The organism is Streptococcus parasanguinis, from assembly GCF_032163505.1.
Taxonomy (GTDB): Bacteria; Bacillota; Bacilli; order Lactobacillales; family Streptococcaceae; genus Streptococcus; species Streptococcus parasanguinis_V.
Genome location: NZ_CP134147.1, coordinates 711,292 through 737,594, shown reverse-complemented (window position 1 = coordinate 737,594; position 26,303 = coordinate 711,292). Strand labels below are relative to the sequence as shown.

The following is a 26,303-nucleotide window of genomic DNA, read 5'->3' as shown; positions in this document are numbered from 1 at the left end:
TTTCCTTTATAACAGACTAATCAGCTGGAGGCTAAAATAAGCTTCTAGCCCTCATGCCCTTTCCTCTTGTCTCCCAGTAGATGAAAAGAGCTAATCCCAGCAGATAATTACTTGTATTGTACCATATTTTGAAGCAGAAAAAAACCTATCTGGCCCGAATAAATCGGCGATAGGTCCTGTTTTTTATCGACTTAACAAGCTCAAGGCTTCCTTATCCGCAATAATGGTCACATTTGGATGTCCTTGAAGGGCACTAGCTGGCACTTTTTCAGTCCTTTCACCCTCTACTGTACCTTTGATTGCTTGGGCTTTTGATTCCCCATAGGCAAACAAGACAATCGATTTCGCTGCTAAGATATTAGCAATTCCCATCGAAATGGCTTGGGTTGGTACATCTTCGATCTTATCAAAGAAACGAGAATTAGCCTCAATGGTAGAGTCATCCAACTGAACTAAGTGGGTCTGACTATCAAAGGATGTCCCTGGCTCATTAAAACCGATATGCCCATTGCGTCCGATTCCCAAGATTTGTAGGTCCACTGGATGGTCTTCGAGTATTTTGTTATAACGGATCACTTCCTGATCGGCAGATTCTTCTACACCTGATGGGAGATAACTTTCTTTGAATGGTTTGGCATCAAAGAGATTTTTCTCCATGAAATACCGATAAGATTGAGGATCATCTCCCGTCAACCCTACGTATTCATCTAAGTTTACACTGATTAGATTAGATAAGTCCAAATCACTTTCACGAATTTGTTTATAAAACTCAAGGGGACTGCTTCCAGTCGCAAGACCTAAGGTTTGAGCACCTTCCTTTAAGGTTTCTTTTAATATATCAAAGGCAACTTTTCCACCCTCAATTTGGTCCTTTACTTCAATAATTTTCATTGGATAGACCTCCTATTTCTCTATGCTTTTATTATATGGTATAGACCAATTTTTGTCAAGTGAAACCGCTATCTTTTTCTGGCATTTTTTTCATTTTCAAGTCGATTCGTGATATAATGAAAGGTATGATTGTATCACTATTATTCATCATTTTTTTGATCGGACTCCTTGTCTTTCTCTTATCTTTCTTGATTCATCAAAGAAAGATTCTCAAGGTCCTGATCTTTTTGATGGGAATCAGCCTGATGCTCTTAGCTGTCGGGACTACCATCTATCTACTCACAAATTTATTATAAAAGGAGCGCAAATGAATACCAACGACTTTGACTTTGATTTGCCTGAAGAACTGATTGCTCAAACCCCTCTTGAAAAACGAGATGCCTCTAAACTCTTGATCCTCGATCGAAAAACAGGGCAATTCCAAGACCGTCATTTTGATGCAATTTTGGATGAATTGGAGCCAGGAGATGCTCTTGTCATGAACAATACGCGCGTTCTACCAGCCCGCCTTCATGGGGTCAAACCAGAAACAGGTGGTCACGTCGAATTCCTTCTCCTTAAAAATACTCAAGATGACTGTTGGGAAGTCTTGGCAAAACCTGCAAAACGCTTAAAAGTAGGGGCCACAGTCAGCTTCGGAGATGGTCGTTTGACTGCAACGGTTGAGGAAGAATTGGAGCATGGAGGGCGCATCGTTCGCTTCCACTACCAAGGGATCTTTTTAGAAGTCTTGGAAAGCCTTGGTGAAATGCCACTTCCTCCCTATATCCATGAAAAACTGGCTGACCGCGAGCGTTACCAAACCGTTTACGCCAAAGAAAATGGTTCTGCTGCAGCTCCGACGGCAGGTCTTCATTTCACCCAAGAATTGCTCCAAAAAATTGAAGCAAAAGGGGTTCACCTGGTCTATTTGACCCTTCATGTGGGCCTAGGAACCTTCCGTCCAGTATCTGTGGACAATCTTGAAGACCATGAGATGCACTCTGAATTCTACCAACTTTCTGAAGAGGCCGCTGCTACCCTTCGTCAGGTAAAAGCTGCAGGGAAACGCATCGTAGCCGTCGGAACGACTTCTATCCGAACTCTTGAAACGATTGGCAACAAATTTGATGGAGACATCCAAGCTGATTCAGGCTGGACCAATATTTTTATCAAGCCTGGTTATGAATGGAAAGTCGTCGATGCCTTTTCAACCAACTTCCACCTTCCAAAATCAACTCTGGTCATGTTGGTTTCTGCCTTTGCCGGCCGTGAATTAACCCTCGAAGCATACCACCATGCGATTCAAGAACGATACCGATTCTTCAGTTTTGGGGATGCTATGTTCATCAAGTAAAGGAGTCTCTCATGAATAAAATTGAAAGTCGCCACCGCTTGATCCGCTCTATCATTTCTGAGCGTAGGATTCATACCCAACAAGAACTTCAAGAAGCCTTAGAAGCTAATGGCGTTCTCGTTACCCAGTCTACCCTTTCACGGGATGTCAAATCCTTGAATCTAGTAAAAATTAACGAGGGGGATAGTTCCTACTATGCCATGAACACCATCGCTCCTTCCCGTTGGGAAAAGCGCCTGCGGATGTATATGGAAGATGCCTTAGTTATGTTACGGCCCGTTCAAAACCAGGTCGTTGTAAAAACTCTTCCAGGTCTTGCCCAATCCTTTGGAGCGATCTTAGATGCATTGGAACTCCAAGAAATTGTAGCGACCATCTGCGGAGACGATGTCTGTTTGGTCATCTGCGAAGACAACCAAGGAGCTTTGGATTGTTTTGAAAAATTAAAAGAATTCACCCCACCCTTCTTCTTTAGTAAATAAAAAGTTTGGAAACTTGGTTTCCAAACTTTTTATTTTGTCGCTAGGCGCTGAATGGCTTCTCGATAGATTTCCATCGCAGCGTAGAGATCGTCAATTTTTGCTCGTTCATTGGCCTGGTGCTCGGTCTGTTCTGCACCTGGGAAAAGAGCGCCGAAAGCTACACAGTTTTCCATAGTTCGCGCAAATGTCGCACCACCTGAAGACATGGCTGGTGTCCTATCCCCAGTTTCTTCCTGGTAAACGGCCATCAAAGAGCTGACTAAAGGACTATCTAGCGGTACATATAAAGGAGCCAAATAGTCAAATTCTTCATACTCTAACTGATAGCTAGCCGCAATTTCTTGCAGACGAGCCACTAAATTCTCCTTATCTACAAGGACTGGAATTCGAATATCAATTCCAATTTCCGATTGCTCTTGATCGATCACAAGGGTCGCAAGGTTGAAGGAAAGATCCCCACTTGGTTCATCTGTAATTTTTCCAAATAGGGCTTCTCCAGTTGCATCCTCACCAACAGCATCTGCAATAAAGAGCAAGGCTGGGTGGGGTTGGATGAGGGACAGACTTTCCGCTAAACCGACAATGGCATTCACTCCTTCGGCTGCATCTTTGGAGTGCTTTGAAACTCCCATAACCATTACAGAATCTTCTGTTTGGCTATACTGAACCCCACTTTGATCCAAAACGGGAAGCAATTCTTCTAAACGATGACCTGCATAGGTCGCTTTATCTGGAACAACATTGAGGGCCTGACCAGCCTGTAAAGGAAGATCATCCCAACCTGGGCCATGCAATTTCACTTGTAACAAGCCTTTTTCAGCATAGGTTAATGGGAAAGAAGAATCCGGTGCAAACCCAAGATCCGCTTGTTCTTCAATTTGATTGTAGCGGTTCATACACCGCCACAAGGTTTCTTCATCCGTCCCAAAGATAAAGCGGATTCGTTTGGTAAACTGGACGCCATCATCCAGCAAACTCTTAACTGCATAGAGGGCAGCGAGTGACGGCCCCTTATCATCCTGTACACCACGACCTACTAGATAGTCACCGACAACAGTCGCTTCAAAGGGTGGCGTTTGCCAATCTTTTAGATCACCGGCTGGAACAACATCCAAGTGACAAAGAACGGCCAGGAGTTCCTCCCCCTGACCGATCTCTGCATATCCATAGTATCCTTCAGGATCTATATATGTTTGAAAACCTAATTCTTGAGCAAGCTCTAAGGTTTTTTCTAGGACATCTTGGATAGCTTGTCCAAACGGTGTTCCATTTTCCCCTTCATTTAACACAGAAGGGTAAGAAATGATGGTTTGAAGAGAGTTTAAAAACTGCTCTTTCACATCGTCCTTAATTCTTTTTTTCATGAAACACCTACTTTATTCTATTGCAAGAATGGAACCACAGTTCCTAGTAGAAGAAGGGCAATAGTAATCACAACAATCGCTACGACCAATTTACCCATGAATTTCCACCATGCACTCAAGTCAACACGTCCAAGAGCAAGAGCTCCCATTACGATACCTGAAGTTGGTGCGATCAAGTTCAAGACACCAGATGCAGATTGGTAAGCTGTAACAATCAAGCTACCTGGTACATTGACGAATTTACCAAGAGGTGCCATGATACCCATTGTTGCGCTGGCAAGACCAGATGATGATGGGATCAAGAATGACATTGGCAAGTAGAAAATGTAAGTCAAGACAATGAACAATTGAGATGAAAGACCTTTCAGTCCTTCTTCACCCCAGTGAAGAATTGTTGCAGTGATCATACCGTCGTTCATGATGACTTGGATACCACGTGCTACTGCTACGATAAGAGCAACACTCAAGAGGTCAGCTGCACCATTCATGAAGGATGAAATAATCTTATCTTCTTTCAAGCCATAAATGATACCAACAAGGATTCCCATGAAGGCAAAGAGCATAGCTGTTTGAGGGAAGTACCATGTACCAAGAGCATCTGTGTTACCGATCAATTGACCAAGGTAAGGAACTTTATGGAGAGATTCGTTGAAGCTGTCAAAGAATGTAATACCCAAATCTTTGAATGGGATAAATCCAGCAACCATGATGACGAATGTTGAAATGAAGACGAGCAAGACACGTTTTTGTTTCTTGTTCATTTGTGAAGGAATTTCTTCACCACTATCAACGTTGAAGTGTTTCAAATCTTCTTCACGAGTTGCATAGGTGAGAGATTTGGTTGGGTCTTTTTGAACCTTATCTGCATAACGGTATACATAGTAGGTGCTAAGTCCTGTCAATACGATCCAGAAGATAACACGGAGCAAGAGACCTGAAGCACTTGAGATACCTGCAGTATCAGAAGCGATAACTGTTGCAAATGGGTTCAATGTTGACGCCAAACATCCGATTTGTGATCCTAAGAGGATAATAGCCACCCCTGTCAAGCTGTCAAAACCAACAGACATCATAACAGGAACAAGAAGTGGATAGAAGGCCATAGTTTCTTCACCCATACCATAAGTTGTACCACCAAGGGCAAACAATGGCATCAAGATCAAGATCAACATTTTTTCACGGCCTTTGTATTTACGAACGATAGAAGCAATCCCTACATCAAGGGTACCTGTTTCGTTCACAACTCCAAGGAAACCACCGACCATCAAGATGAAGAAGGCTACGTCAATCGCTGCACTGGTTGGTGCTTTACCAAGCATGGCATTGATTGGAGCCATCAGGACATCCCAAATCCCTTGAGGGTTTTGTTTCACAGATTCATAACTACCTGCGATGATGGCACCAGCTTTATCAACTTTGTATTGACCAGCTGGAATGATCCAAGTTAACACTGCCATAATGGCAATGATGATCAACAATACGGAAAAAGATGAAGGCATCTTAAATCCTTTTTTCGTTTTTTCACTCATTTGTCTTCCTCCTAACGCAACAAAGTGTGAGTGATGTTTTACAAGAGTCTCTTGTAAAACGCTTACCTATAGATTTATTCTATCACAATAAGCTTTAAAATACTAGTTTTTTCCTAATTTTTCATTAGTCTTTTTGGATGATTGTTCCACTTTCAGACTCAATCAAAGCTCCAAGGTTTTCAAGTGATGTAATAACTGCTTTTCCTTCTGGGCGACCATTGACGAAGGCAATGGCAGCTTCCACTTTAGGAAGCATGCTTCCTGGTGCAAATTGGTCTTGTTTGATGTATTCTTCCAATTGAGCCACATTAACATGTTCCAATTTTGCTTGGTCTGGTTTGTTGTAGTTCACAAAGACATAATCGACACCAGTCAAGACGATGAAGAGGTCTGCTTCTACTAATTCAGCCAAACGTTGAGATGCAAAGTCTTTATCGATAACCGCTTCAACACCAGATAAGCTACCATCTGCTTCTTTCACAACTGGGATACCACCACCACCGGCTGCCACAACGACTTGACCGTCGTTCAACAAAGTACGGATGGTATTGATTTCTTTGATATCCACTGGTTTTGGTGAAGCCACGACTTTACGCCAGCCACGACCAGCATCTTCTTTGAAAGTTGCTCCTGATTTTTCAGCTTCTGCTTTTGCTTCTTCTTCTGAGTAGAATGGACCAATTGGTTTACTGAGGTTAACAAAAGCTGGGTCGTTCTTATCAACAATGACTTGTGTCACAACAGAAGCCACATCTTTTTCGATTCCTTCTTCATGAAGAGCATTTTGAAGAGCATTTTGAAGCCAGTAGCCAATACTTCCTTCGGTCATAGCAACTAATGAATCCAATGGGAAAGCAGGGTTTTTTTCAGAGTTTGCTGCCAAGTGTTGGAGCAAAAGGTTCCCTACTTGAGGACCATTTCCGTGAGTGATGATCAAGTCATCCCCGTTTTTGATTAATTTGACTAAGTGTTTTGCTGTTTCTACAAGTGCTTCTTGTTGAGCTTGAGCAGAAGGATCAGATGAGAGAATAGCATTTCCTCCCAAAGCAACGACGATTTTTCTTGACATAAATTTTCCCTTTCTATAAAAAATAGGGGCAGGACTAAAGCTAGCAGTCCAGCCCCTATAGCTGTTGGTATACGGTTATAAAGTCTTAAACTTTTGGAATGTACAAGTTACCAAGAGTAGCTGCCATAACCGCTTTGATGGTGTGCATACGGTTTTCAGCTTGGTCAAAGTGACGAGCATATTTGCTGCGGAACACTTCGTCAGTAACTTCCATTTCTTCTACGCCGAATTTTTCAGCAACATCTTTACCGTAAACAGTATTTGTATCGTGGAAGGCTGGCAAGCAGTGCAAGAAGATTAAGTCTTTGTTATCAGCTTTCTTAATCAAATCCATGTTTACTTGGTAAGGTTTCAAAAGGGCAACACGTTCTGCAAATTTGTCTTCTTCACCCATAGATACCCAAACGTCAGTGTAAAGTACGTCTGCACCTTTCACAGCTTCATCGGCATCTTCAGTGATCAAGATATGAGCGCCACTTTCTTTTGCATATCCTTCTGCCAATTCAACGATTTCTTTTTCTGGGAAGAGTTCTTTTGGTGAGAAGATGTGTACGTTCACACCAAGGATAGCACCTGTTACAAGAAGGCTGTTCGCAACGTTGTTACGTCCATCACCACAGTATACAAGTGTCAAACCTTCCAAACGTCCAAAGTTTTCTTGAACTGTCAAGTAGTCTGCAAGCATTTGAGTTGGGTGCCATTCGTCAGTCAAACCATTCCATACTGGAACACCTGAGAATTCAGCCAATTCTTCAACCATACGTTGGCTGAAACCACGGAATTCAATACCGTCAAACATACGTCCAAGAACTTTAGCAGTATCTTCTGTAGATTCTTTTTTACCAAGTTGGATGTCGTTTGCACCTAGGTATTCTGGGTGAGCACCAAGGTCGATAGCTGCTGTTGTGAAGGCAGCACGAGTACGAGTTGAAGTTTTTTCAAACAAAAGCGCAATGTTTTTACCAGCAAGATAGTGGTGTTCAATGTTGCGTTTTTTAAGGTCTTTCAAGTGAGCTGAAAGTCCGATAAGGTACTCTAACTCTGCACGTGTAAAGTCTTTTTCTGCCAAGAAGCTACGTCCTTGGAACACTGAATTTGTCATTCTATTTGTCTCCTATTTTCTTTCTAGTATTGATCAGTAAGAAGAAAGAGCTGATCCTCAAAGACCAGCTCTCGGTCTTCTCTATTAGATTTCTTCACGTTCAAATGGCATTGACATACAACGAGGTCCACCACGACCGCGAACCAATTCACTTCCGCGGATCTTAATCAAACGAAGTCCGTATTCTTCTAATTTCTTGTTTGTGACTGTGTTACGATCGTATACAACTACCACACCAGGTGCGATTGTAAGAGTATTTGATCCGTCGTTCCATTGTTCACGAGCAGCTGCAACCACATTGCCATCACCACAAGGGATCAATGTAACTTTTTCAACACCAAGGTTTTCAGCAAGTAATTCAGCCAAATCACCTTTTTCTTCAACAATCTTCAATGCTTCATTTTCATATGTTACAGAGAAGACGCGAAGGTTGCCTTGGATTTCTGGGTGGATGGTGAATTTATCGTAGTCCACCATTGTGAATACTGTATCCAAGTGCATGAATTTACGGTTGTTCGCAAATTCGAAGGCCAAGACTTTCTTGAAGCCAACGTTCTTCTTGAAGATGTTTACCAACAATTTTTCAATTGATGCAGCGTCTGTACGTTGTGAGATACCAACTGCCAAGACATCTTTAGAAAGGACCAATTCGTCCCCACCTTCGATACGAGTATCTTCTTCACGGTTGTATACCAAATCTACATTACCACCATATACTGGGTGGTATTTGAAGATGTATTTACCATACAAAGTTTCACGGTTACGTGTATCTGCGTACATGTGGTTCAATGATACTGCATTACCAATTGTAGCAAATGGGTCACGTGTGAAGTACAAGTTTGGCATTGGGTCGATTGCAAATGGATAGTCAGATTCAACAAGGTCTGTCAATCCTTTTGCTTCTTCAGGAATTTCTGGAAGTTCAGCTTTTTGGAAACCAGCCATTGTTTTTTCAACCAATTCTTGGTTGTCTTCAATACCACGAAGGATTTCACGAATAGCGTTTTTAGTTTGGCGTCCACGAATGTTTGCTTCATCAAGATATTCTTCGATGAATTGTTCGCGAATTTCTGGAGTAGTCAATGACTCAGCTGCCAATTTTTCAAGATAAAGTACTTCGATTCCTTCGTTACGAAGCGCTTGAGCAAAATTGTCGTGTTCTTTTTGTGCATCTTCCAAGAATGGAATATCATCAAAAAGAAGACGCTCTAGATAGTCAGGCATTAAGTTTTCCAACTCTTTACCTGGACGGTGCAACATTACTTTTTTCAGTTTTCCAATTTCTGAGAAAACATGAATTGGTTTAGTTGACATCTGTCATCCTCCTTTTTTCTTTGAGCTTGTTCACAAGCTTATTACAATTGTTATTATATTCTTTATTGGTACCGCTTTCACAAAGGATTCTGCTTTTTGAATGCAAAGAATTTGGCGTTTTTTTGAATCCTTCCTATTTTTTAGTTAATATGAAGCGTTTTCTTTGCATATTTTGTCTTTTATATTATTTTTATGAATATATATTTTTTTGTAAAAAATAAAAAAAGATCAACAAATTAGTTGATCTCTTCAAAACTTTTTAAAAAGTAGGCTGTATCTAGAAAAGTTAGTTGTTTTCTCTCATACTGGATCTTATGAGAATCGATGAGTTTCTTTAAAACTTGATTGACAGTTTCTCGAGTTGTGGCTGCTAATTTGGCCATTTCCTTCATACTAATTGGAAATGGAAGTTGATTTCCAAGACTTTCATAGTCCTTGCACAGAATGGCTAAGGATTGAATCACACGCTCACTGGCACTAGCTGTCACGACATTGCGCAAGCGCAACTCTTGAAATTCTAGGATGGAGGAGAGCTTTCTCATAATAAAGAGCAACTGCTCCTTGCTCTCTTGGGCATATAATTCATAGAGATTGACGGGAATCACGAAACAACGCAAATCCGTCACCGCACTAGCTGTATAATGGTAACGCTCATCCTGGAACATCCCACCATAAGGGAACAGAGCCCCCTTCTTTATATAATCCATATAGGAGAATTGGTCCGACGAATCAAATTGCTCAATACGAGCAAAGCCTTTTGCCAGAAGAAAAATGCGCTCCCGCCTATCTCCTGCATAAAACAAAATTTGTCCTTTAGGGATATCCCTGGCATGAATTTCAACAGCTAATTTATCAAATAGCTCCACTGGTAGCGCAGAAAAGGCTGGATGCGAGCGGAGCAATTGGTAATCTTCCTTTGTAATCATGTCTATACTTCCTCTTATTACTATTATTAGTATAACATACTTTTTATAGAAAAGGGAAAGAAGTCTCTTTAGAACAGAAAAGTAATTCGAAACACCAAGTCATTTTCATGATACTTTGTTAGAAGAAAAGGTCTGAGCAAAACTCAGACCTTTTGTCGATTATTCATTCATATTGACACGATGCCATTCATTGATAACATAAGCCAATTGTCCCAATTGATAAAGACCAACGCCACTGATTTCAGAACTTTCTGGAGTCGTACCTCCAAGTCCTGCAGTGTAAATGGCAACCAAATAAGGAGTCGATTCACGAACAATCGCATCCACATTAAGTGCTTCAGCAACATACCCTGGTTTTTGTTGAATCACCAAATCTGGCAAGAATTTCTTATAGTACTCACCTGGGAAAGACTCCCCGATCAGTTCTAGTAAATCTGCATATTTTTCTTGATGATTCCAAAGATATTCCAAGACATGGATGTAATAATCCGTTGTCGTTTTATTATCTTCGCTAAAGGTTTTGACTTCTGGTGAACGGGATTGACCATAACGACTGAATAACTTGCGCGCTTGCTCCATCCCCCCTAAACGATCTGCCAAAGCATAGGCTGGGGTATTTTCAGAGTAAACCAATGAATAGCGCTGCATATCAGGGATAGACATAGCTCCATCAAAGGCAGCAACGTAATTGTCATGCTCCCCTACATATTCATAGTAGGTGTTGGTAATGTCAAACCGGTCTGTTAAATTCAGTTTGCCCTTTGCGACTTCATCCACCACCAACATGTTCAACGGTAGCTTATAGGTACTACCTGCCGTCATTGGTTGAAGATCATTCATGGCAAATTGCTCTCCAGTAATGGCATTGCGATACGTGAAGGCAACTTGTGACGGATCAATTCCACTTTCCGCTAGGAAATCCTGGACAACCTCTACCAAACCTTTATTAGCATAATCATAGACAAGGCCATAAGCACTCATCGTTTCCATGTCTGCATCTACTACTGCTTGCTTAGCTTCAGGAGATTTGACACGTGGTTTTTTCGTCTCAGGGGTAGACTTTTCGATATCTTGTTCTTTTACTTCTTTTGTTTTCTTTGCTTTTTTTTCAATTGCTGATGCTGTTGGTTGCGTAACATGCAAGTAGCCCAGTGCGCTTGTTCCCACTAAGCACAATAAAATACTGACCGCAATCATAATCGAGCGTAGATTAAAATATTTTTTCATACGAGATTAATTATAAAAGATTCTACTGAAAATAACAAGAATTATCAGAAAGAGAAAACGGTTTCTTTTTAAAAAGTTTTTTTCTTTTCATAAAAGGGTTATTTCCGTTTAAAGGAGCCCATAATTAGCTTAGCGATCTCACGCGCAATCGTCCGGAATAAGGAACTTAAGAAGGAATCTTTTGCCTTTTCAAGACTAGATTTTCTTGGACGACCCGGACTGCGTTTTTGCTCTGCTTTTTCCGCCGCAGCTCGTTCTTTTGCTGCTTCTTTTTGCTCTTCTTCTTGTGCTTCCTTGCTTGCTTTAGCTGCTAATTTTTCATAGGCAGATTCCCGATCAATCGTCGTCGCATACTTTTGATGGAAAGGCGATGTCGTGATCAAGGCCAATTGTTCACTTTCATTTAAGAGGTCAAAACTCGATTGAGGAGAGAGAATATAAGCACGCTCAACCACACTAGGCTGTCCCTTTTCATTGAGGAAAGAAACTAAGGCTTCCCCTGTCCCTAACTCTGTGATCACTGTTTCTGTATCAAAATCTGGATTCGGACGAAAACTTTGGGCAGCCACCTTAATCGCCTTCATTTCTTTTGGTGTATAAGCTCGAAGTGCATGCTGAACACGATTTCCAAGCTGTGCCAAAACAGATTCTGGAAGGTCTTGAGGATTTTGGGTAATAAAGTAAATCCCTACACCCTTCGAACGAATTAGGCGTACCACTTGCTCAACCTTCTCAAGAAAGAGCTTGCTTGCATCCTTAAAGAGGAGATGCGCTTCATCAAAGAAGAAGACCAATTTTGGCTTTTCAGGATCCCCAACCTCTGGAAGTGTTTCAAAAAGACGAGACAGCATCCAAATCAAAAAGGTTGAGTACAATTTTGGTGAATGAAAGAGCTTTGTAGCCGAAAGAATATTGATATAACCACGACCAGATGCATCGAGTTGCATGAAATCATTTAAATCAAGTGCTGGCTCTCCGAAAAACTGATCTGCTCCTTCTTCTTCAAGAACCAAGAGACTTCTTTGGATGGCTCCGACAGATTGTTTGGTGATATTGCCATATTGGGCTGAATAGTCTGAACTGTGCTCATAGACTTCCTTTAAAAGGCTTTGCAGGTCCTTCAAATCAATTAAAGGCCAATCTTTCTCTTGGGCTACTTTAAAGACAATTGCGAGAATTCCTGATTGGGTTTCATTCAAATCAAGCAGACGAGAAAGAAGCAATGACCCCATCCCTTCGACAGTCGCCCGAACAGGATGACCAGCTTGGCCGAAAACATCCCACAATCGAACTGGGAATGCTTGTGGCTCAAACGGTTCTGTGATCCCAAGAAGCTTATAGCGTTCTTCCAGTTTTGGCGTCCATTGCCCGGCTTTGGCTAAGCCAGATAAATCTCCCTTGATATCGGCTAGAAAGACCGGAATGCCTTCTTTGCTTAATTTTTCTGTTAGGACCTTGAGAGTAACCGTTTTTCCTGTTCCTGTTGCACCTGCAATCAAGCCATGACGATTCAACATCCGCAAATAGATAGGCGTCTCAACGGCTCCTTTGGTAATAGTAATACTAGTCATTTCATTTCTCCCTGAATGTTTCAGTTTTCATTTTAAGGTTTATCTTTTCCTTGCCTAGGCCCTTCAAACCAGGCTTCAGACAAGTAAGACACACTCCTACTAGTGTATCATTTTCCTGACCAAACGCAAGAAATTATACTCCGATTTTCCGGATGCACATAAAAAAATCTATAAGAGCCAATACATGCTCTTATAGATTCCTTCATTTTATTATTTTGCTGCTGCAAACAATTCATTAACTTTATTCCAGTTGATCACTGAGAAGAAAGCTTTGATGTAGTCAGGACGTACGTTACGGTATTTCACGTAGTAGGCATGTTCCCAAACATCCAAACCAAGGATTGGTGTTTTACCTTCAGAGATTGGTGTATCTTGGTTTGCTGTTGAAGTTACTTCGAGTTTGCCTTCTTTGTTAACAACCAACCATGCCCAGCCAGAACCAAAACGTGTCGTTGCTGCTGCTGTGAAGGCTGCTTTGAAGTCTTCAAATGAACCAAATGTAGCATCAATCGCTGCAGCAAGTTCTGCTGAAGGAGCTGTTTGTTCTGGAGTCATCAATTCCCAGAAAAGAGCGTGGTTCAAATGACCACCACCATTGTTGATCACAGCTTGGCGAATATCAGCTGGAATGGATTCAACATCAGCTAACAAGCTTTCAAGGTCTTCTCCAATTTCAGGATGTTTTTCAAGAGCTGCATTCACATTGTTTACATATGTTTGATGGTGTTTATCATGGTGCAAATGCATGGTTTCTTCATCGATATAAGGTTCCAATGCATCATAAGCATATGGTAATTCTGGTAAAATGATAGCCATTTTATGGTCCTCTTTTCTTTATTACTGACTTGATGATAACGTAAACAGCTAAATTATTCAACTAATCTGCTTGCGATTTCATTCATCGTTAGACGCTATTAGCTACTTTCAACAGGGCCAAATCAAATAAGTAGTCTTTTTCATATGTTCCACTTTTAATCGCATAATCCGTCTCGATGAAGGTCATCATAGCTTGCTTCAAAAAGGACAAGGAAAGCCTGCGGCTATCCCGTAAGGCAAACTTCACCTGATAAGGATTGACCTTGCGTCCTGACAACTCCGACAAGCTCGCTACAATTTGGCTTTCGGATTGACCTTCTTCTGAGAAAATTTTAACTTGAGAAAACATTCGGAATTGTCCCAACAAAATAGCGATCAATTTTATTTCATCTTCTCCTTGTAAGCGGAGATCCTTAACCAAATTCCGGGCTTGATCGATTTGGCGTTTGAGAATCATCTGTGTCAGATCAAAAATATTATCTTGCAAGGACTTTGGAACAACCTCCTCAATATCTTGGAGGGTAATCTGACCATCTTCTTTATAAGCCTGCAACAGAGCGAGATTCTTCTGTAACTCTCCAAAATCATAGCCAGATTTTAAGAGTAGCTGGTCCAAGGAATCGCCCACAAACTGTATGCCCAATTCTTGTGCCTGACTTGCAAAATAACACTTTAAATCTTGCTCTTTAGGAGATGTTGCTTCAATGATCTGGGCATCCCGTTTTAGGAGTTTGACTAAGCGACGCTTACTATCTAATTTTCCTTCTGCAAATATCACCAAACGGGTCGATTCAGAAGGATTTTCCAAATAGTTTTCAAATTGCTTCAGATCTTCATCGGTTAAATTGCGTTTCTTGGCAGTGGTCAAATCCAATAAGTGATCCAAAATCACAATTTTTTCATCTGCAAAAAAGGGAAGACTGACCAAATCCAGCTCGACTTCAGCATAGGAGGCTTCCTTCATATCAAAATAAGAATAATTCAAATCTGAGGGATCATAGCCTATTTTTTTTAAAATGTCTTTTTTTAACCATTCAAATTGACCTACATCCTCACCCGTCAAGACAAGAATAGGAGGCAGAGTTTGAACCGTCAGATGTTTAATGTCGGTAATTGCTTGCATGAAACTCTCTTATCTTTATCACTTTAGTGGATTTCGTGTTCAGCAGCCATTCTTTGTTCCAATGGTGGTTTTTCATCAGACAAATCAGGTGCTGCTACAAAATTAGGGATTTGCTCAAACGAGTTGCCTCCAAAGCTCCCCCCTGTCGCTGTGACCTGTGGTTCAGAAGCCACTCCCATAGGAGTTTCTACTGGTTGTGGGAAGGTGTTTTTCCCTGGAAGCATCATGAGAATCAAGAGAGAAATAACTGTAATCCCCCAAAGAAATAGGAAAATATCTAGCCCCGTCAACAAATAGAGCAGAACCGGACCAAGGTTCAAAAAGATCCAAGACCAATGGATTCCCGCATCCCGCAAGCGACGTACACAAATGGCTTGACTGGGTACCAAAATGAGGAAGTAAAAGAATGCTAAGAAAGCGAGCGCCCATAAACCTGTCTTAGAATGAACAGTTGAAAAATTGAGCGTTTCTTGAGCATTTTGATGGGATAAAGAGGTCACGATGTAAAAAACCCAAAGAGGCAAAGAAATCAGGGAATTCCAGAAAAAAGCTAGCCAAAAATGGGCCCGACTGGTCTTACTTGAAAAATCTGCATACTGTATCCAAAATTGCTTAAATGCGTTCATACGATTCTACCTTTACATTGATTTCACTTTCTATAATAGCAATTTTCAGCATAGAAAGCAAACCTCTCCTCGTCTCTAGCGGACCGTTTCTACCCTCCAATGGTCCCACCCAATCAAGCGAATCGCTCCCCTTTCATCGGTACGAAGGTAAGAAATAGAGCGTTCCTCTAGACGATCGAGCAATTCTTTATGGGGATGTTGGTAGCGATTTTTCTTTCCAACAGAGATCAAGGCCAACTGAGGATGTAACTGATCTAAAAACACATCACTAGAGGAACCTTTAGAACCGTGGTGGCCTACTTTCAAGACATCTACTTGTAATTGTGGATCGTTTTTCAATAGTTTTTTCTCTCCAGCTTCTTCCAAATCACCCGTGAACAAAAATCGTTTCTGAAAGAACTGCCCATAGAGGACAATTGAATCATCATTTTTACCATCCCCCACTTCATCAGGGGATAAGACTTCTAGATGATGATCAAAAATAGGTAGTTGATCTCCTCTCTGGACTACTTTAATCGGACTATGAAGCTGTTTCAATTTCTCTCGAAATTGAGAATTAGTTAGACTACCTGGACTGACATACACTTTTTTAACTGGGATTTGTTTGGCAACCTCCACCATATCGCCCATATGGTCCTGGTCTGTATGAGTCAAGACCAAAGCATCGAGTTTTCCAACACCACGACTCTTGAGATAGGGAATCAAGGTTTGATCCGCATTGGCAGATTGACTGCGCTCTTGCCACTTTTCTCCACTTTTAAAAGTGACACGTCCTCCGACATCAATCAATATGGTTCTTCCTTTCCAATCGCGTAAAAAGATACTGTCTCCTTGACCAATATCCACCATGGTAATCTCATTTTCTAAAGGATGCTTGGTCCAACAAAAGATGAGTAGAATCATGCCTATTAACAGGAAACGACGTTTTTTTTGCTTTCGAAGATCATACAAGATTCCTAAAAGAAGGAAGAGAGCAATCAGAGCTGGTCCCGTCGGCTGACCAAATACCAAAGGTAGCGACGTGAGCTTTGAAATCCAACGAATACACTCCTCTATGAGAAGAAAGAAACTGTTAAAAATTGTAAGGGGCTTTAGAATCGATAAGATAAATAGCACCGTTAAACCTGGAAGAAGGACAAGGTCAAATAAGAAAGAAAAGAGGAAGGTTAAAGGGAGTGACCACGGTTGAAAGACACTAAAGTAATAGGTCAAAAGGGGCAAAATTCCCAGGCTAATCCAGAAACTTTCCACTAGTAGCTTTTTAAGTCCTGAATAAGAACTGGTATCTACCAAGGTCAAAATAAAGGCGTAGGCACAACTCAAGACCCCTCCAGCTGTCAGAAGAAACTTGGGCATGAGCACCATTAAGATCATCAAGGTCATCGCCATATTCTCCATCCCTCGGATCCCCTTTTGAGAGAGGATCTTCTGCAAGAGACTACGAACCACTGAAACTGAAAAACCTGTCAAGCCAGCATAGACCAAAGAAATTGGAAGCATCCAGATATCGACTGTCTCTTGCAAGATTCCTAGACGTAAGAGAGCTTTCCGGATCCCATTGATGAAAAAGCCGACCTGCATCCCAGATAAGGCGAACAAATGGATGATGCCCAAACTCGTGTAAAGCTGATCCATCTCTTCAAAATCCGTATCTAAATAACCAAAAAGAAGGCCGGTCATATACTGGTTCATCGGCTGTGGAAAGTGCTCCTTGCTCCAAACAATGGCTTGGCGCCTCCATTGAGATAGCCAGTCAAAAACATTCCACGTTTGGATGGGAACCGCAGATTGGATCGCTTCAATTTTTATTTGATAGTGAATTCCCTGTGTTTCCAAATAAGACCGGTAGTCAAATCCTCTAAAATTTCGTTGCCCTTCTGGTTCTTCTATAACACCTTTATATGTCAACTCCATCAAGCGGGTTTGACTTTGCCACTGCTGTTTTTCTTTTTCTGATTTTAAAGTGTAGAAGACTTGGTAGGTCCTTCCCTGATTTTTAGCACGAAAAGACAGGGCGTCCCCATTGATCTTGATGGTATCTGGAATCAGGCGTAAGTGGGATGGGGGCTGACTTTCTGCTTGTACTGGATGATCCTGTAGTCGCTGAAAGACAAAGAAGGCCGCAAAACAAAGGGTTGCTAAAGCAAGCCCTAGCAAACTTGAGCGCTCCCCTTTATAGTGATGAACCGCTAAAACTCCCACTACTACTAGACCGCTGATCGAAAGCCAAGATGGTTGATAGATACTAAAATACAGCCATAGGAGCACAAAGGCGAGATGGACAAGCGAAAAAGGAAGGTCTTTAATCCACCGTGAAAGCATCTCTTAGTTTCTCCAGTGTTTTCTCTCCGATTCCTGAAACATTCTTCAGATCATCCACTGATCGAAAAGGACCATTTGCTTCGCGATAGGCGATAATGTCCTGGGCACGTTTCTGGCCAATGCCTGATACTGTCTGGAGATCTGATTCGGTTGCTCGATTTAAATGGACCTTGCCTGTTTTTTCTGCTGGTGCTGACGAAGTTGCAGGACTTTCTGAACTTCCAAGTTCTGGAACATCCTCTCCTTCTTTAGCAACATAGATCACTGCTTCATCGGAGAGTTTTTGCGCCAAGTTGACCGATTGACTATTGGCATCTGCTGTCATCCCGCCTGCCTTATAAATAGCATCGTGGACTCTGCTATTGGAGCGCAACTCATAGACACCTGGTTGTTTGACGGCTCCTTTGACATCGACCGTAATGATCTCGGGTGCATCAGACACAGAAGTCGCCGTCTTTTCTTCTTTGGAACTAGTGGTCTGCACCTTTTCTTTGCTCGAAGTTGAACTAGAAGCCTGATAAAGATCCGGTATGGTGGATGCACTTGACTGAGGTCGATGAAAAAGAAAATACCCTCCAAGTAAGAGTCCGATAGCAGTAAGAGCTAAAAATAGCTTATATTCTTTGATTTTTTCGATGATATCCTCCATAAGAAACCTCCTCTCACTTTTATTATTCGTAAAAATAAAAAAAACTGAGAAAAACTCTCAGTTTTTTTACTTGTTTTTCCGATGTTTGTCTGGATCCCATACAAAGCTTGCTAGGTAACTAAAGAGCAATGTCAAGATGCCAACGACTAAGACAAGGGGAATCAAAAGGATTTTTAACAAACGAATCAAGATAAAAGGTTTTGTTGGGGTGTTGATCGCTTGCGCTTCCGCATCCAAACGGTCAAACTCCTCTTGGATACGGCGGGCAACTTCTGCCACTCCTTCGTCATTCATCTTTTTAATATCCGAAATATCAATGGGATGTCCAAAGTTCATATCAATGCGTTCACCCGTTGCCAACCCTTTCAAGTCTCTTGGACCAGTATAAGTCACTGGCATGATACGGACCTTCGCCATTTTGGCAATGATGGCAACACCGCCTTTTACGTCTTGAGAATGACGGCTTCCACTTGGAAACATAATCAAGGAACGGTTGCTCTTTTTCAGCATATTGACAGGATACTTAATGGCTTCTGCTCCCGGATTTTCACGGTCGATCGGAAATGCCCCACACATGCGAATCCACCAGCCAAAAATACGATTGGTGAAGAGTTCTTTTTTCGCCATAAAGATAAACTGCTTTGGCTTGGTTGCAAAGGCCATATAGACCGGATCCCACCAAGTCCGGTGAGGGGATACCAAGATGTAGTTCTCTTCCCGATCTGGAATATTGTCCTTATGATGGTAATGGGCATTCCCATTTAAAACCCACAGAATAAAGGCAACAAGGCCACGTAAATAGGTATAAAACATAGTTGTTCCTCAAATCCATTTCATTCGTCTCTCTACAAGATATTCCATCCTGTAAAAGGTTCTTTCTTATTATACCGTATCCTGATTTTGACCGCAAACCTTTTTTAGATAAAAATTGTCTCAGCGGACCGATTCTAGATAGTCTTTTTCTCAAAAAAATGATATCATATTGTCTATGGAAACTATTGATTTAAAGGGCTTGTCCCTCAGTGAAGTCCGCAAGAAAATGGATCGCGGACAAACCAATGATTTTACAACGAATACAAGTACCAGTACCTGGCAAATTATCAAGCGCAACGTCTTCACCTTGTTTAATACCTTAAACTTTGTGATTGCTGTGGCCTTGGCTGCTGTACAGGCATGGAGCAATATGATCTTTTTCGCAGTCATTTGCTTCAATGCCATTACAGGGATCATGACCGAGATGCGCGCCAAGCGGATGATTGATAAACTCAACCTCATGAGTCGTGAGCTAGTGACTGTCATTCGAGACGGAGAAAAAGATGCGATTCCACCAGAAAAGCTTGTTCTGGGTGATTTAATGCTTTTATCTTCGGGTGAGCAGATCCCTAGTGATGCCGAAGTCATGTCTGGTATCGCTGAAGCCAATGAGGCTATGCTAACTGGTGAGAGTGATCTAGTCTTAAAAGAAGTTGGCGATGAACTTCTTTCAGGTAGTTATATTGCCAGTGGTCAAGTCTATGCCCGTGTCAAGCGAGTTGGAGCAAACAACTATGCCAACAAACTGATGATGGAAGCTAAAACCTTGAAGCCGATCAATTCGCGTATTCTTTATAACTTAGCGAAAATTTCTAGCTTCACTGGTAAAATTATCATTCCATTTGGCCTTGCCCTCTTCTTTGAAGCACTGTTGATCAAGATGCTACCAATCAAGGATTCTGTCGTGAATTCTTCCACAGCTCTCTTGGGAATGTTGCCAAAAGGAATTGCCTTACTGACAGTTACGTCTCTTTTGACAGCGGTTATTAAGCTCGGCATGCGCAAGGTTCTTGTCCAAGAAATGTACTCAGTCGAAACCCTGGCGCGTGTGGATACCTTGTGTCTAGATAAGACCGGGACCATCACTCAAGGAAAGATGACCGTCGAAGCTCTCCATAGCTTATCCGAGCATTTTTCTGAGGAAACGATCCAGGTCATTCTCTCTGCTTACATGCAATATAGCGAGGACACCAATCCTACTGCTCAAGCTATTCGCAAGGCTTATGGGGAGTTGGAGCATGCTTATACTGCAGAAAACATTATTCCTTTCTCAAGTGATCGGAAATGGGGAGCTATGCACCTATCCAACCTTGGAACCGTCTTTCTCGGTGCTCCTGAAATGCTCCTTCAAGAAAATCCCGCTGCTGTCGTCGAAGCACAAGCTCGTGGATCGCGCGTGCTCGTCTTGGCTCACAGTTCAGAACTGATCAGCATGCAGGAATTGAAACTGCCTGAAAATCTTGAAGGGATTGCGGTTATTGAGATTACAGACCCCATTCGTGAAGGGGCTTCAGATACTCTTGAGTATTTGCGCTCTCAAGGAGTGGATCTCAAAATCATCTCCGGTGACAACCCTGTGACGGTCTCTTATATCGCTCAACAAGCTGGCTTCAAAAATTATGAGAACTACATCGATTGTTCAAAAATTTCTGATGATCAATTAGTGGATCAAGCAGAAGAAACAGCTATCTTTGGGCGCGTGTCTCCTCACCAGAAAAAACTGCTTATCCAAACCTTGAAAGCAGCTGGTCGGACGACTGCTATGACAGGAGATGGGGTCAATGATATCCTTGCTCTTCGCGAAGCAGACTGCTCCATCGTGATGGCAGAGGGAGATCCAGCAACCCGTCAAATTGCCAATATTGTTCTTTTGAACTCTGACTTTAATGACGTTCCAGAAATTCTTTTTGAAGGCCGTCGTGTGGTGAATAACATTGGACGAATCGCTCCAATCTTCTTTATCAAAACGATCTATTCCTTCCTCTTGGCTATCATCTGTATTGCCAGTGCTCTCTTCTTTAACGTCAACTATTTGCTGATTTTCCCTTTCATCCCTATTCAAATCACCCTGATTGACCAATTCGTCGAAGGATTCCCACCATTTGTGTTGACCTTTGAACGCAATATCAAACCGGTTGAAAAACACTTCTTGAGACGTTCCCTTCTGTTAGCCTTACCAAGCGCCTTGATGGTCGTCTTTAGTGTCTTGTTTATTCGCCTTTGGGGAGCAAGCCATGGTTGGTCTGTAGCCGATATGTCTACTGTATCCTACTACTTACTTGGATCCATCGGTTTCCTATCCGTTATCCGTGCTTGCCTGCCACTAAATATCTGGCGTGCGCTTCTCATCGTCTTCTCTGTAGTAGGATTCTACGCATCTGCGGTCGTGTTGAAAAACTTGATCGAGATTTCCCTCCTTACAGCCACTACTTTCCCAGTTTATCTGGCATTGATGGCCATCTTTACAGGAGTCTTTATCCTCACTACAATTCTCCAAAAATATGAATTTGATTAAAAAAAGAGAGTGGGACAGAAATCGGTAATTCGTTAGAATTCGATTTCGTCGTCCCACCTCCGCACAGTTGAGTAGGGCTGTAAAAGCTGATGAAATCAGCGTAGTAGAGCCCACTCAACCACTGCGTCTTGATCGACAATCCAAAAATAATTGAGAGGCTAGGACTTTTGTTCCAGCCTCTTTTTATGTTTTATCGATCTTTCCCCAGGCCTCTTTTCATGCTATAATAGAGCCATGACAGATATCGAATTAAAAGACGGCGAGCGCGTCAATCAACTCTTTTCAAGTGATGTGAAAATTATACAAAATCGGGAAGTCTTTAGTTATTCCGTGGATAGCGTCCTGCTCTCGCGCTTTCCAAAATTGCCCAAGCGGGGCTTGATCGTAGATCTCTGCGCTGGAAATGGGGCCGTGGGACTTTTTGCGAGTACTCGTACAGAGGCCCAGATCATTGGTGTCGAAATACAGGAACGTCTAGCGGATATGGCAACCCGCTCCATTGCTCTCAATGGCTTGAACCAGCAAATGTCCATGATCACAGATGACCTCAAGCATTTACCCCAACATATCAAGGGCAGTAAGGTGGATATCATCCTCTGCAATCCTCCTTATTTCAAGGTGGATGAGCATTCCAATCTCAATGAGAGTGAACACTACCTCTTAGCTCGGCATGAAATTACCACCAATTTAGATGAGATTTGCCATGTGGCTCAGCGGGTTCTCAAATCAAATGGTCGCTTAGCGATGGTCCATCGTCCAGATCGCTTTTTAGATATCATCGAAACTATGAAACGATACAATCTTGCACCTAAACGGATCCAGTTTGTCTATCCAAAAGTGACCAAAGAGGCGAATATGTTGTTGATTGAGGCGATCAAGGATGGCTCACTGGATGGTTTAAAAATTCTGCCTCCCCTCTTTATTCACAATGAAGACGGCAGCTATACAGACGAGATTCATGAGATCTACTATGGAAACTAAAGCTTACATGTATGTCCTAGAGTGTGCGGATGGCTCCCTCTACACTGGCTACACCACGGATGTCGAAAAACGCCTAAAGACTCACAATGCTGGAAAAGGCGCCAAATACACACGGGCTCGTCTCCCTGTTAAACTTCTTTACCAAGAATCCTATCCAGATAAACCCTCTGCTATGTCTGCCGAGGCTCTCTTTAAAAAGAAATCGCGCCAAGCAAAGCTAAACTATATCAAAAAGAACCGTCGAACTCCATAGTCCAACGGTTTTTCATTTACAAAATGGTGATACGGTACTGGTGACTCCGTGTCTCTTGGGGAGCCAACTGGATCACACCTTTTTTATCTTCGAAGAAATCGCCCTCTTCTGCAGATGTGGAAATACCCGTCCAAGGCTCCAAGGCAATGAAAGGACCCTTGTTATTGGTAGACCAAAGGACGAGATTCTCAAAATCTGCAAAGGCAAATTCCAAACCTTTACCAGATTTTTTCGAGAGGAGCTGCACAGATTTAGAAGCTAATTGATCTAAAATAATGGCGTCTTTTTCAAATAGTTCATGGCGCAAAGGTAGGCTACGACTATGGTCTAAAAATGGCGTCCGCTGCAGGCGATCAACCAAACCGGTTTCTGTGAACAAGAGAGGAACGCTACAGCTTTCTTCTTTTTCAAAAATCAACTCGTAGTCTTCATAGTCTTCATCTGCTAAAAGGGGACAACGAAAGGCTGGATGCCCTCCAATGAAATAAGGCATGACTTGATCTGACTCTAGATTTTGCACGCGATAGGTGATAGTGATTTCTTTTCCTTTCAATTCATAAGCGATTTCCACTCGAAAATGGTAGGGATAATTTTGTAAGCTTTCGTCGTTAGAGGTAATTTCAAAGACAAGACGATGGTCTGTTTGTTCTTTTAGTTCAAACTCTCTTTTGCGAATGAGGCCGTGTCTTGGAAGCTGGCCTGTCTTCACTCCATCTTTTAGATGATACTGCACTTGGCCATTACGAACACTCCCGCAAATCGGAAACAGAACCGGCGCTTGTCCTGACCAATACTCTGGGTCCCCCTGCCAGAGATATTCTATGCCTTCCTTACTTCGAATGGAGCTCAATTCCCCACCAAATGTCTTACATTGTACTTCTAGATCATCATTTTTTAATGCAATCACCATGGGCGACACCTCTTTATAATTAGTATAGTTATTATATTCATTATAACCTTTTAGAAAAGATTGTCAATTTTTATTTTTCTAGTCAAAAATTTTTAAAAAAATAAGAAAAAATTCTTGACAAAGCTTAGAAATAATTGTAGACTTAATATGTTAACAGAAATATTCCATTTTAGGAATTCATTCTTTCTGTTGTCTGACTTTTTTGGATGCTCCTTATCATGATACATTTTTCTAAAAGAGTCAGTTATCATTTAGGTCTCCTTATAAATATACAAGGGTTAACAGCTAGTTAACCCTTGTATTTTTGATTTTCATATAAAAACGGCCTATTGCTAGACCGTTCTTAGGGCTTATTTATCCCCTTTGTTGCGGATAACAAATCCATTTTTCTTTTCATTGGAAGTACGATGAGGATGTTTGTTGCCTTTGCCTTCAAAGTCTCGGCTATTTTTATTGGACTTGCGTTTGAAATCACGGCGTCCACCTTCACGGTCATCTCTGCGATTTCGGTCACGGCGTTGGTCTCCACGACGACCATTTCCACGGCCACCTTTGCCTTTTCCACCAAAGCCACCACCAGATGGTTTAAATGGCAATGGTTTTTCACGCGCAATTTCAACTTCTGGAAGGCTGTCTGGATCTTGAACGGTCAAGCTCAAAATATACATGGCCAATTCTTCAGGAGTGAATTCTGCAGCCAATTTGCGAGCATCCTTGCCAAACTTCTCAAAGTTGGTCCGGATTTTTTCATCTTCAAAGTCTCGCTCAATTTTCTTCAGTGCTACTTGTTTTTTAGCTTGGAAGGCTTCTTCCGCTGTTGCAGGTTTCATTCCCTTCATCCGCTTTTTAGTCAAGTTCTCAATGATTTGCAAATAGCCCATTTCATTTGGCGATACAAAGGTAATGGATTGCCCTGTTTTCCCAGCACGACCTGTCCGTCCGATCCGGTGAACATAGCTTTCTGGATCTTGTGGAATATCGTAGTTGTAGACATGGGTAACACCTGAAATATCCAAGCCACGTGCCGCAACGTCTGTTGCTACCAAGACGTCCAAGTTCCCATTTTTAAAGTCACGAAGCACTCGGAGGCGTTTGTTTTGATCCAAATCTCCGTGAATTCCTTCTGCCCGGAAACCACGAATCTTCAAGCCACGAGTCAATTCATCGACCCGGCGTTTGGTCCGACCAAAGACGATGGCAAGTTCAGGTTGCTCGACATCCATCAATCGAGTCATGGTATCAAATTTTTCGCCTTCTTTGACACGAATATAGTATTGATCGACCAAATCAGTTGTCAATTCTTTGGCCGCAATCTTAACGTGTTCGGGTTCTTTCATAAACTGAACACCAATGCGTTTGATGGCTTCTGGCATCGTTGCTGAAAAGAGAAGAGTTTGACGTGTTTCTGGAACACGGCTAATGATAGCTTCGATATCTTCCAAAAAGCCCATGTTGAGCATTTCATCTGCTTCGTCCAAGATCAAGGTTTCAATATGATTAAGTTTCAAGGCCTTGCGCTTGATCAAATCTAGCAAGCGTCCAGGGGTTCCCACAACGATATGAGCACCTGACTTCAAGGCTTTGATTTGCTTTTCAATGCTTGATCCACCATAGACAGAGCGGACTTTAACACCCTTGCTGCGTCCAAAACGGAAGAGTTCTTCCTGACTTTGAACCGCCAACTCACGCGTTGGGGCAATAACAAGAGCTTGGATCACAGTATTATCGACATCAATCTTCTCCAAAGTTGGAAGACCAAAAGCAGCCGTTTTACCGGTCCCTGTTTGCGCTTGGCCGATGACATCTTTTCCTTCAAGGGCCAAAGGAATAGTTTGTTCTTGGATAGGGCTTGCTTCTACAAAGCCAGCTTTTTCGATTTCTGCTAATAATGCAGCAGATAAGTTAAATTCATTGAATTTCAATTCTTTCTTCTTTCTAAAAAGTGGTGCGAAGCCACTTTATCACACTTCTTTCAATGCGAAAACGCACTGATTGCATAGGAAGTCACCTTCCCGGTCACCTGTCGCAAGACTCATCTAAAGAAAAACTAGTCCGTCTGTTTAAGACTACAATTTCTTTAGAGAAAAATGTTTTGCGTCCTAACGGATGTTGTTGGCTAGTATCGTTTTTCAAACAAATAGGCCACAAGATCCTACTTGCGGGAGTCTTCTTTCGAACAGAATCCTTCCATCTGTTCTGCCTCCCTAGCATTTCTCTCATACAAGTTTGCAACTTATCTAGTATAACACAATGAAGAGGTAAATGATAGTCACAGGAGACTAATTTTATTTTTTAGGAAAAAATCTTAGATAGCTTAAAATTATAAAAGCGCTCCTAAACCAAGCAAGGACTGGTTTTCTTCTTGCGACCATTTCATATACTTCATCATAGGAGTATAAAAAAATCGGAAAACTTTTATTTTTTGGTAACTCTTATCTTGCGTTTTTACAAATAAATATGTATAATACAGTTAGTATCTAAAAT

At 41.8% G+C, this 26,303-nt stretch carries 23 protein-coding genes; 6 read left to right on the top strand and 17 right to left on the bottom strand.

The window, feature by feature from the left end; genetic code table 11:
• Positions 1-183: 183 nt before the first annotated feature.
• Positions 184-891 (bottom strand): glucosamine-6-phosphate deaminase, encoded by a 708-nt coding sequence (locus RIN70_RS03835; protein WP_004219627.1) that lies wholly within the window; start codon positions 889-891, stop codon positions 184-186.
• A 125-nt stretch (positions 892-1,016) separates the two neighbouring features.
• Between RIN70_RS03835 and RIN70_RS03830 the strand changes: the two genes are divergently transcribed.
• Genes RIN70_RS03830 through RIN70_RS03820 form a run of 3 tightly spaced genes read left to right on the top strand, consistent with a single transcriptional unit; the run spans position 1,017 to position 2,709 of the window.
• The gene (locus tag RIN70_RS03830) at positions 1,017-1,187 is read left to right on the top strand and encodes a hypothetical protein (RefSeq protein ID WP_003006369.1); all 171 of its coding nucleotides are present in this window, start codon (positions 1,017-1,019) and stop codon (positions 1,185-1,187) included.
• An 11-nt stretch (positions 1,188-1,198) separates the two neighbouring features.
• Entirely contained in the window at positions 1,199-2,227 is a 1,029-nt protein-coding gene (gene queA / locus RIN70_RS03825) for a tRNA preQ1(34) S-adenosylmethionine ribosyltransferase-isomerase QueA (protein WP_003006367.1), read from the top strand.
• Positions 2,228-2,238: 11 nt separating this feature from the next.
• Entirely contained in the window at positions 2,239-2,709 is a 471-nt protein-coding gene (locus tag RIN70_RS03820) for an arginine repressor (protein WP_003006364.1), read from the top strand.
• 29 nt (positions 2,710-2,738) lie between these two features.
• Here RIN70_RS03820 and RIN70_RS03815 read toward each other — a convergent pair whose 3' ends face one another.
• The 14 genes from RIN70_RS03815 to RIN70_RS03750 form a co-directional block, all read right to left on the bottom strand.
• Positions 2,739-4,073, bottom strand: a complete 1,335-nt coding sequence (locus RIN70_RS03815) for a dipeptidase (protein WP_272106476.1) — start codon at positions 4,071-4,073, stop codon at positions 2,739-2,741.
• A gap of 17 nt (positions 4,074-4,090) precedes the next feature.
• Positions 4,091-5,602 carry a YfcC family protein gene (locus RIN70_RS03810; RefSeq protein WP_049514056.1) on the bottom strand — a complete coding sequence of 504 codons (1,512 nt, stop codon included), beginning with the start codon at positions 5,600-5,602 and terminating at the stop codon, positions 4,091-4,093.
• A gap of 124 nt (positions 5,603-5,726) precedes the next feature.
• Entirely contained in the window at positions 5,727-6,671 is a 945-nt protein-coding gene (gene arcC, locus RIN70_RS03805; RefSeq protein ID WP_024055214.1) for a carbamate kinase, read from the bottom strand.
• Between the two features lie 85 nt (positions 6,672-6,756).
• Positions 6,757-7,773, bottom strand: a complete 1,017-nt coding sequence (gene argF / locus RIN70_RS03800) for an ornithine carbamoyltransferase (RefSeq protein WP_313790695.1) — start codon at positions 7,771-7,773, stop codon at positions 6,757-6,759.
• Positions 7,774-7,857: 84 nt separating this feature from the next.
• Entirely contained in the window at positions 7,858-9,087 is a 1,230-nt protein-coding gene (gene arcA, locus RIN70_RS03795) for an arginine deiminase (protein WP_070589462.1), read from the bottom strand.
• Between the two features lie 236 nt (positions 9,088-9,323).
• Complete coding sequence (locus RIN70_RS03790) at positions 9,324-10,013, bottom strand: Crp/Fnr family transcriptional regulator (RefSeq protein WP_070589464.1); 690 nt, start codon at positions 10,011-10,013, stop codon at positions 9,324-9,326.
• A gap of 159 nt (positions 10,014-10,172) precedes the next feature.
• On the bottom strand, positions 10,173-11,240 hold the full coding sequence (locus RIN70_RS03785) for a serine hydrolase (protein ID WP_070589465.1): 1,068 nt from the start codon (positions 11,238-11,240) through the stop codon (positions 10,173-10,175).
• 98 nt (positions 11,241-11,338) lie between these two features.
• Positions 11,339-12,811, bottom strand: a complete 1,473-nt coding sequence (locus RIN70_RS03780) for a helicase HerA-like domain-containing protein (protein ID WP_070589468.1) — start codon at positions 12,809-12,811, stop codon at positions 11,339-11,341.
• A gap of 210 nt (positions 12,812-13,021) precedes the next feature.
• Complete coding sequence (sodA, locus tag RIN70_RS03775) at positions 13,022-13,627, bottom strand: superoxide dismutase SodA (RefSeq protein ID WP_003006336.1); 606 nt, start codon at positions 13,625-13,627, stop codon at positions 13,022-13,024.
• An 88-nt stretch (positions 13,628-13,715) separates the two neighbouring features.
• Positions 13,716-14,750: a DNA polymerase III subunit delta gene (holA, locus tag RIN70_RS03770; RefSeq protein WP_049497253.1), complete on the bottom strand. Its 1,035-nt coding sequence runs from the start codon at positions 14,748-14,750 to the stop codon at positions 13,716-13,718.
• A gap of 23 nt (positions 14,751-14,773) precedes the next feature.
• A complete protein-coding gene (locus tag RIN70_RS03765) occupies positions 14,774-15,376 on the bottom strand; it encodes a DUF805 domain-containing protein (RefSeq protein ID WP_003006331.1) in 603 nt (200 codons plus the stop codon).
• 75 nt (positions 15,377-15,451) lie between these two features.
• Positions 15,452-17,698, bottom strand: a complete 2,247-nt coding sequence (locus tag RIN70_RS03760) for a DNA internalization-related competence protein ComEC/Rec2 (RefSeq protein ID WP_257738577.1) — start codon at positions 17,696-17,698, stop codon at positions 15,452-15,454.
• Positions 17,679-18,347, bottom strand: coding sequence for a helix-hairpin-helix domain-containing protein (locus tag RIN70_RS03755; RefSeq protein WP_150905697.1), 669 nt, complete (start codon positions 18,345-18,347; stop codon positions 17,679-17,681). The genes RIN70_RS03760 and RIN70_RS03755 overlap by 20 nt, the downstream gene beginning before the upstream one ends.
• A 66-nt stretch (positions 18,348-18,413) precedes the next feature.
• Positions 18,414-19,160: a lysophospholipid acyltransferase family protein gene (locus RIN70_RS03750; RefSeq protein ID WP_003006324.1), complete on the bottom strand. Its 747-nt coding sequence runs from the start codon at positions 19,158-19,160 to the stop codon at positions 18,414-18,416.
• Positions 19,161-19,335: 175 nt separating this feature from the next.
• On the opposite strand from RIN70_RS03750, the gene RIN70_RS03745 reads away from it, so the two are divergent.
• From RIN70_RS03745 to RIN70_RS03735, 3 genes are all read left to right on the top strand, one after another.
• Positions 19,336-21,675: a cation-translocating P-type ATPase gene (locus RIN70_RS03745; protein ID WP_257738576.1), complete on the top strand. Its 2,340-nt coding sequence runs from the start codon at positions 19,336-19,338 to the stop codon at positions 21,673-21,675.
• 234 nt (positions 21,676-21,909) lie between these two features.
• Positions 21,910-22,656: a tRNA1(Val) (adenine(37)-N6)-methyltransferase gene (locus RIN70_RS03740; protein WP_021152863.1), complete on the top strand. Its 747-nt coding sequence runs from the start codon at positions 21,910-21,912 to the stop codon at positions 22,654-22,656.
• Complete coding sequence (locus RIN70_RS03735; protein WP_004219743.1) at positions 22,646-22,909, top strand: GIY-YIG nuclease family protein; 264 nt, start codon at positions 22,646-22,648, stop codon at positions 22,907-22,909. The genes RIN70_RS03740 and RIN70_RS03735 overlap by 11 nt, the downstream gene beginning before the upstream one ends.
• Before the next feature lie 16 nt (positions 22,910-22,925).
• On the opposite strand, the gene RIN70_RS03730 is transcribed toward RIN70_RS03735, so the two are convergent.
• Together RIN70_RS03730 and RIN70_RS03725 are read right to left on the bottom strand one after the other, a co-directional pair.
• Positions 22,926-23,819, bottom strand: a complete 894-nt coding sequence (locus tag RIN70_RS03730; protein WP_070505813.1) for an aldose 1-epimerase family protein — start codon at positions 23,817-23,819, stop codon at positions 22,926-22,928.
• 350 nt (positions 23,820-24,169) lie between these two features.
• Positions 24,170-25,741, bottom strand: coding sequence for a degradosome RNA helicase CshA (locus RIN70_RS03725; protein WP_313790694.1), 1,572 nt, complete (start codon positions 25,739-25,741; stop codon positions 24,170-24,172).
• Positions 25,742-26,303: the final 562 nt, after the last annotated feature.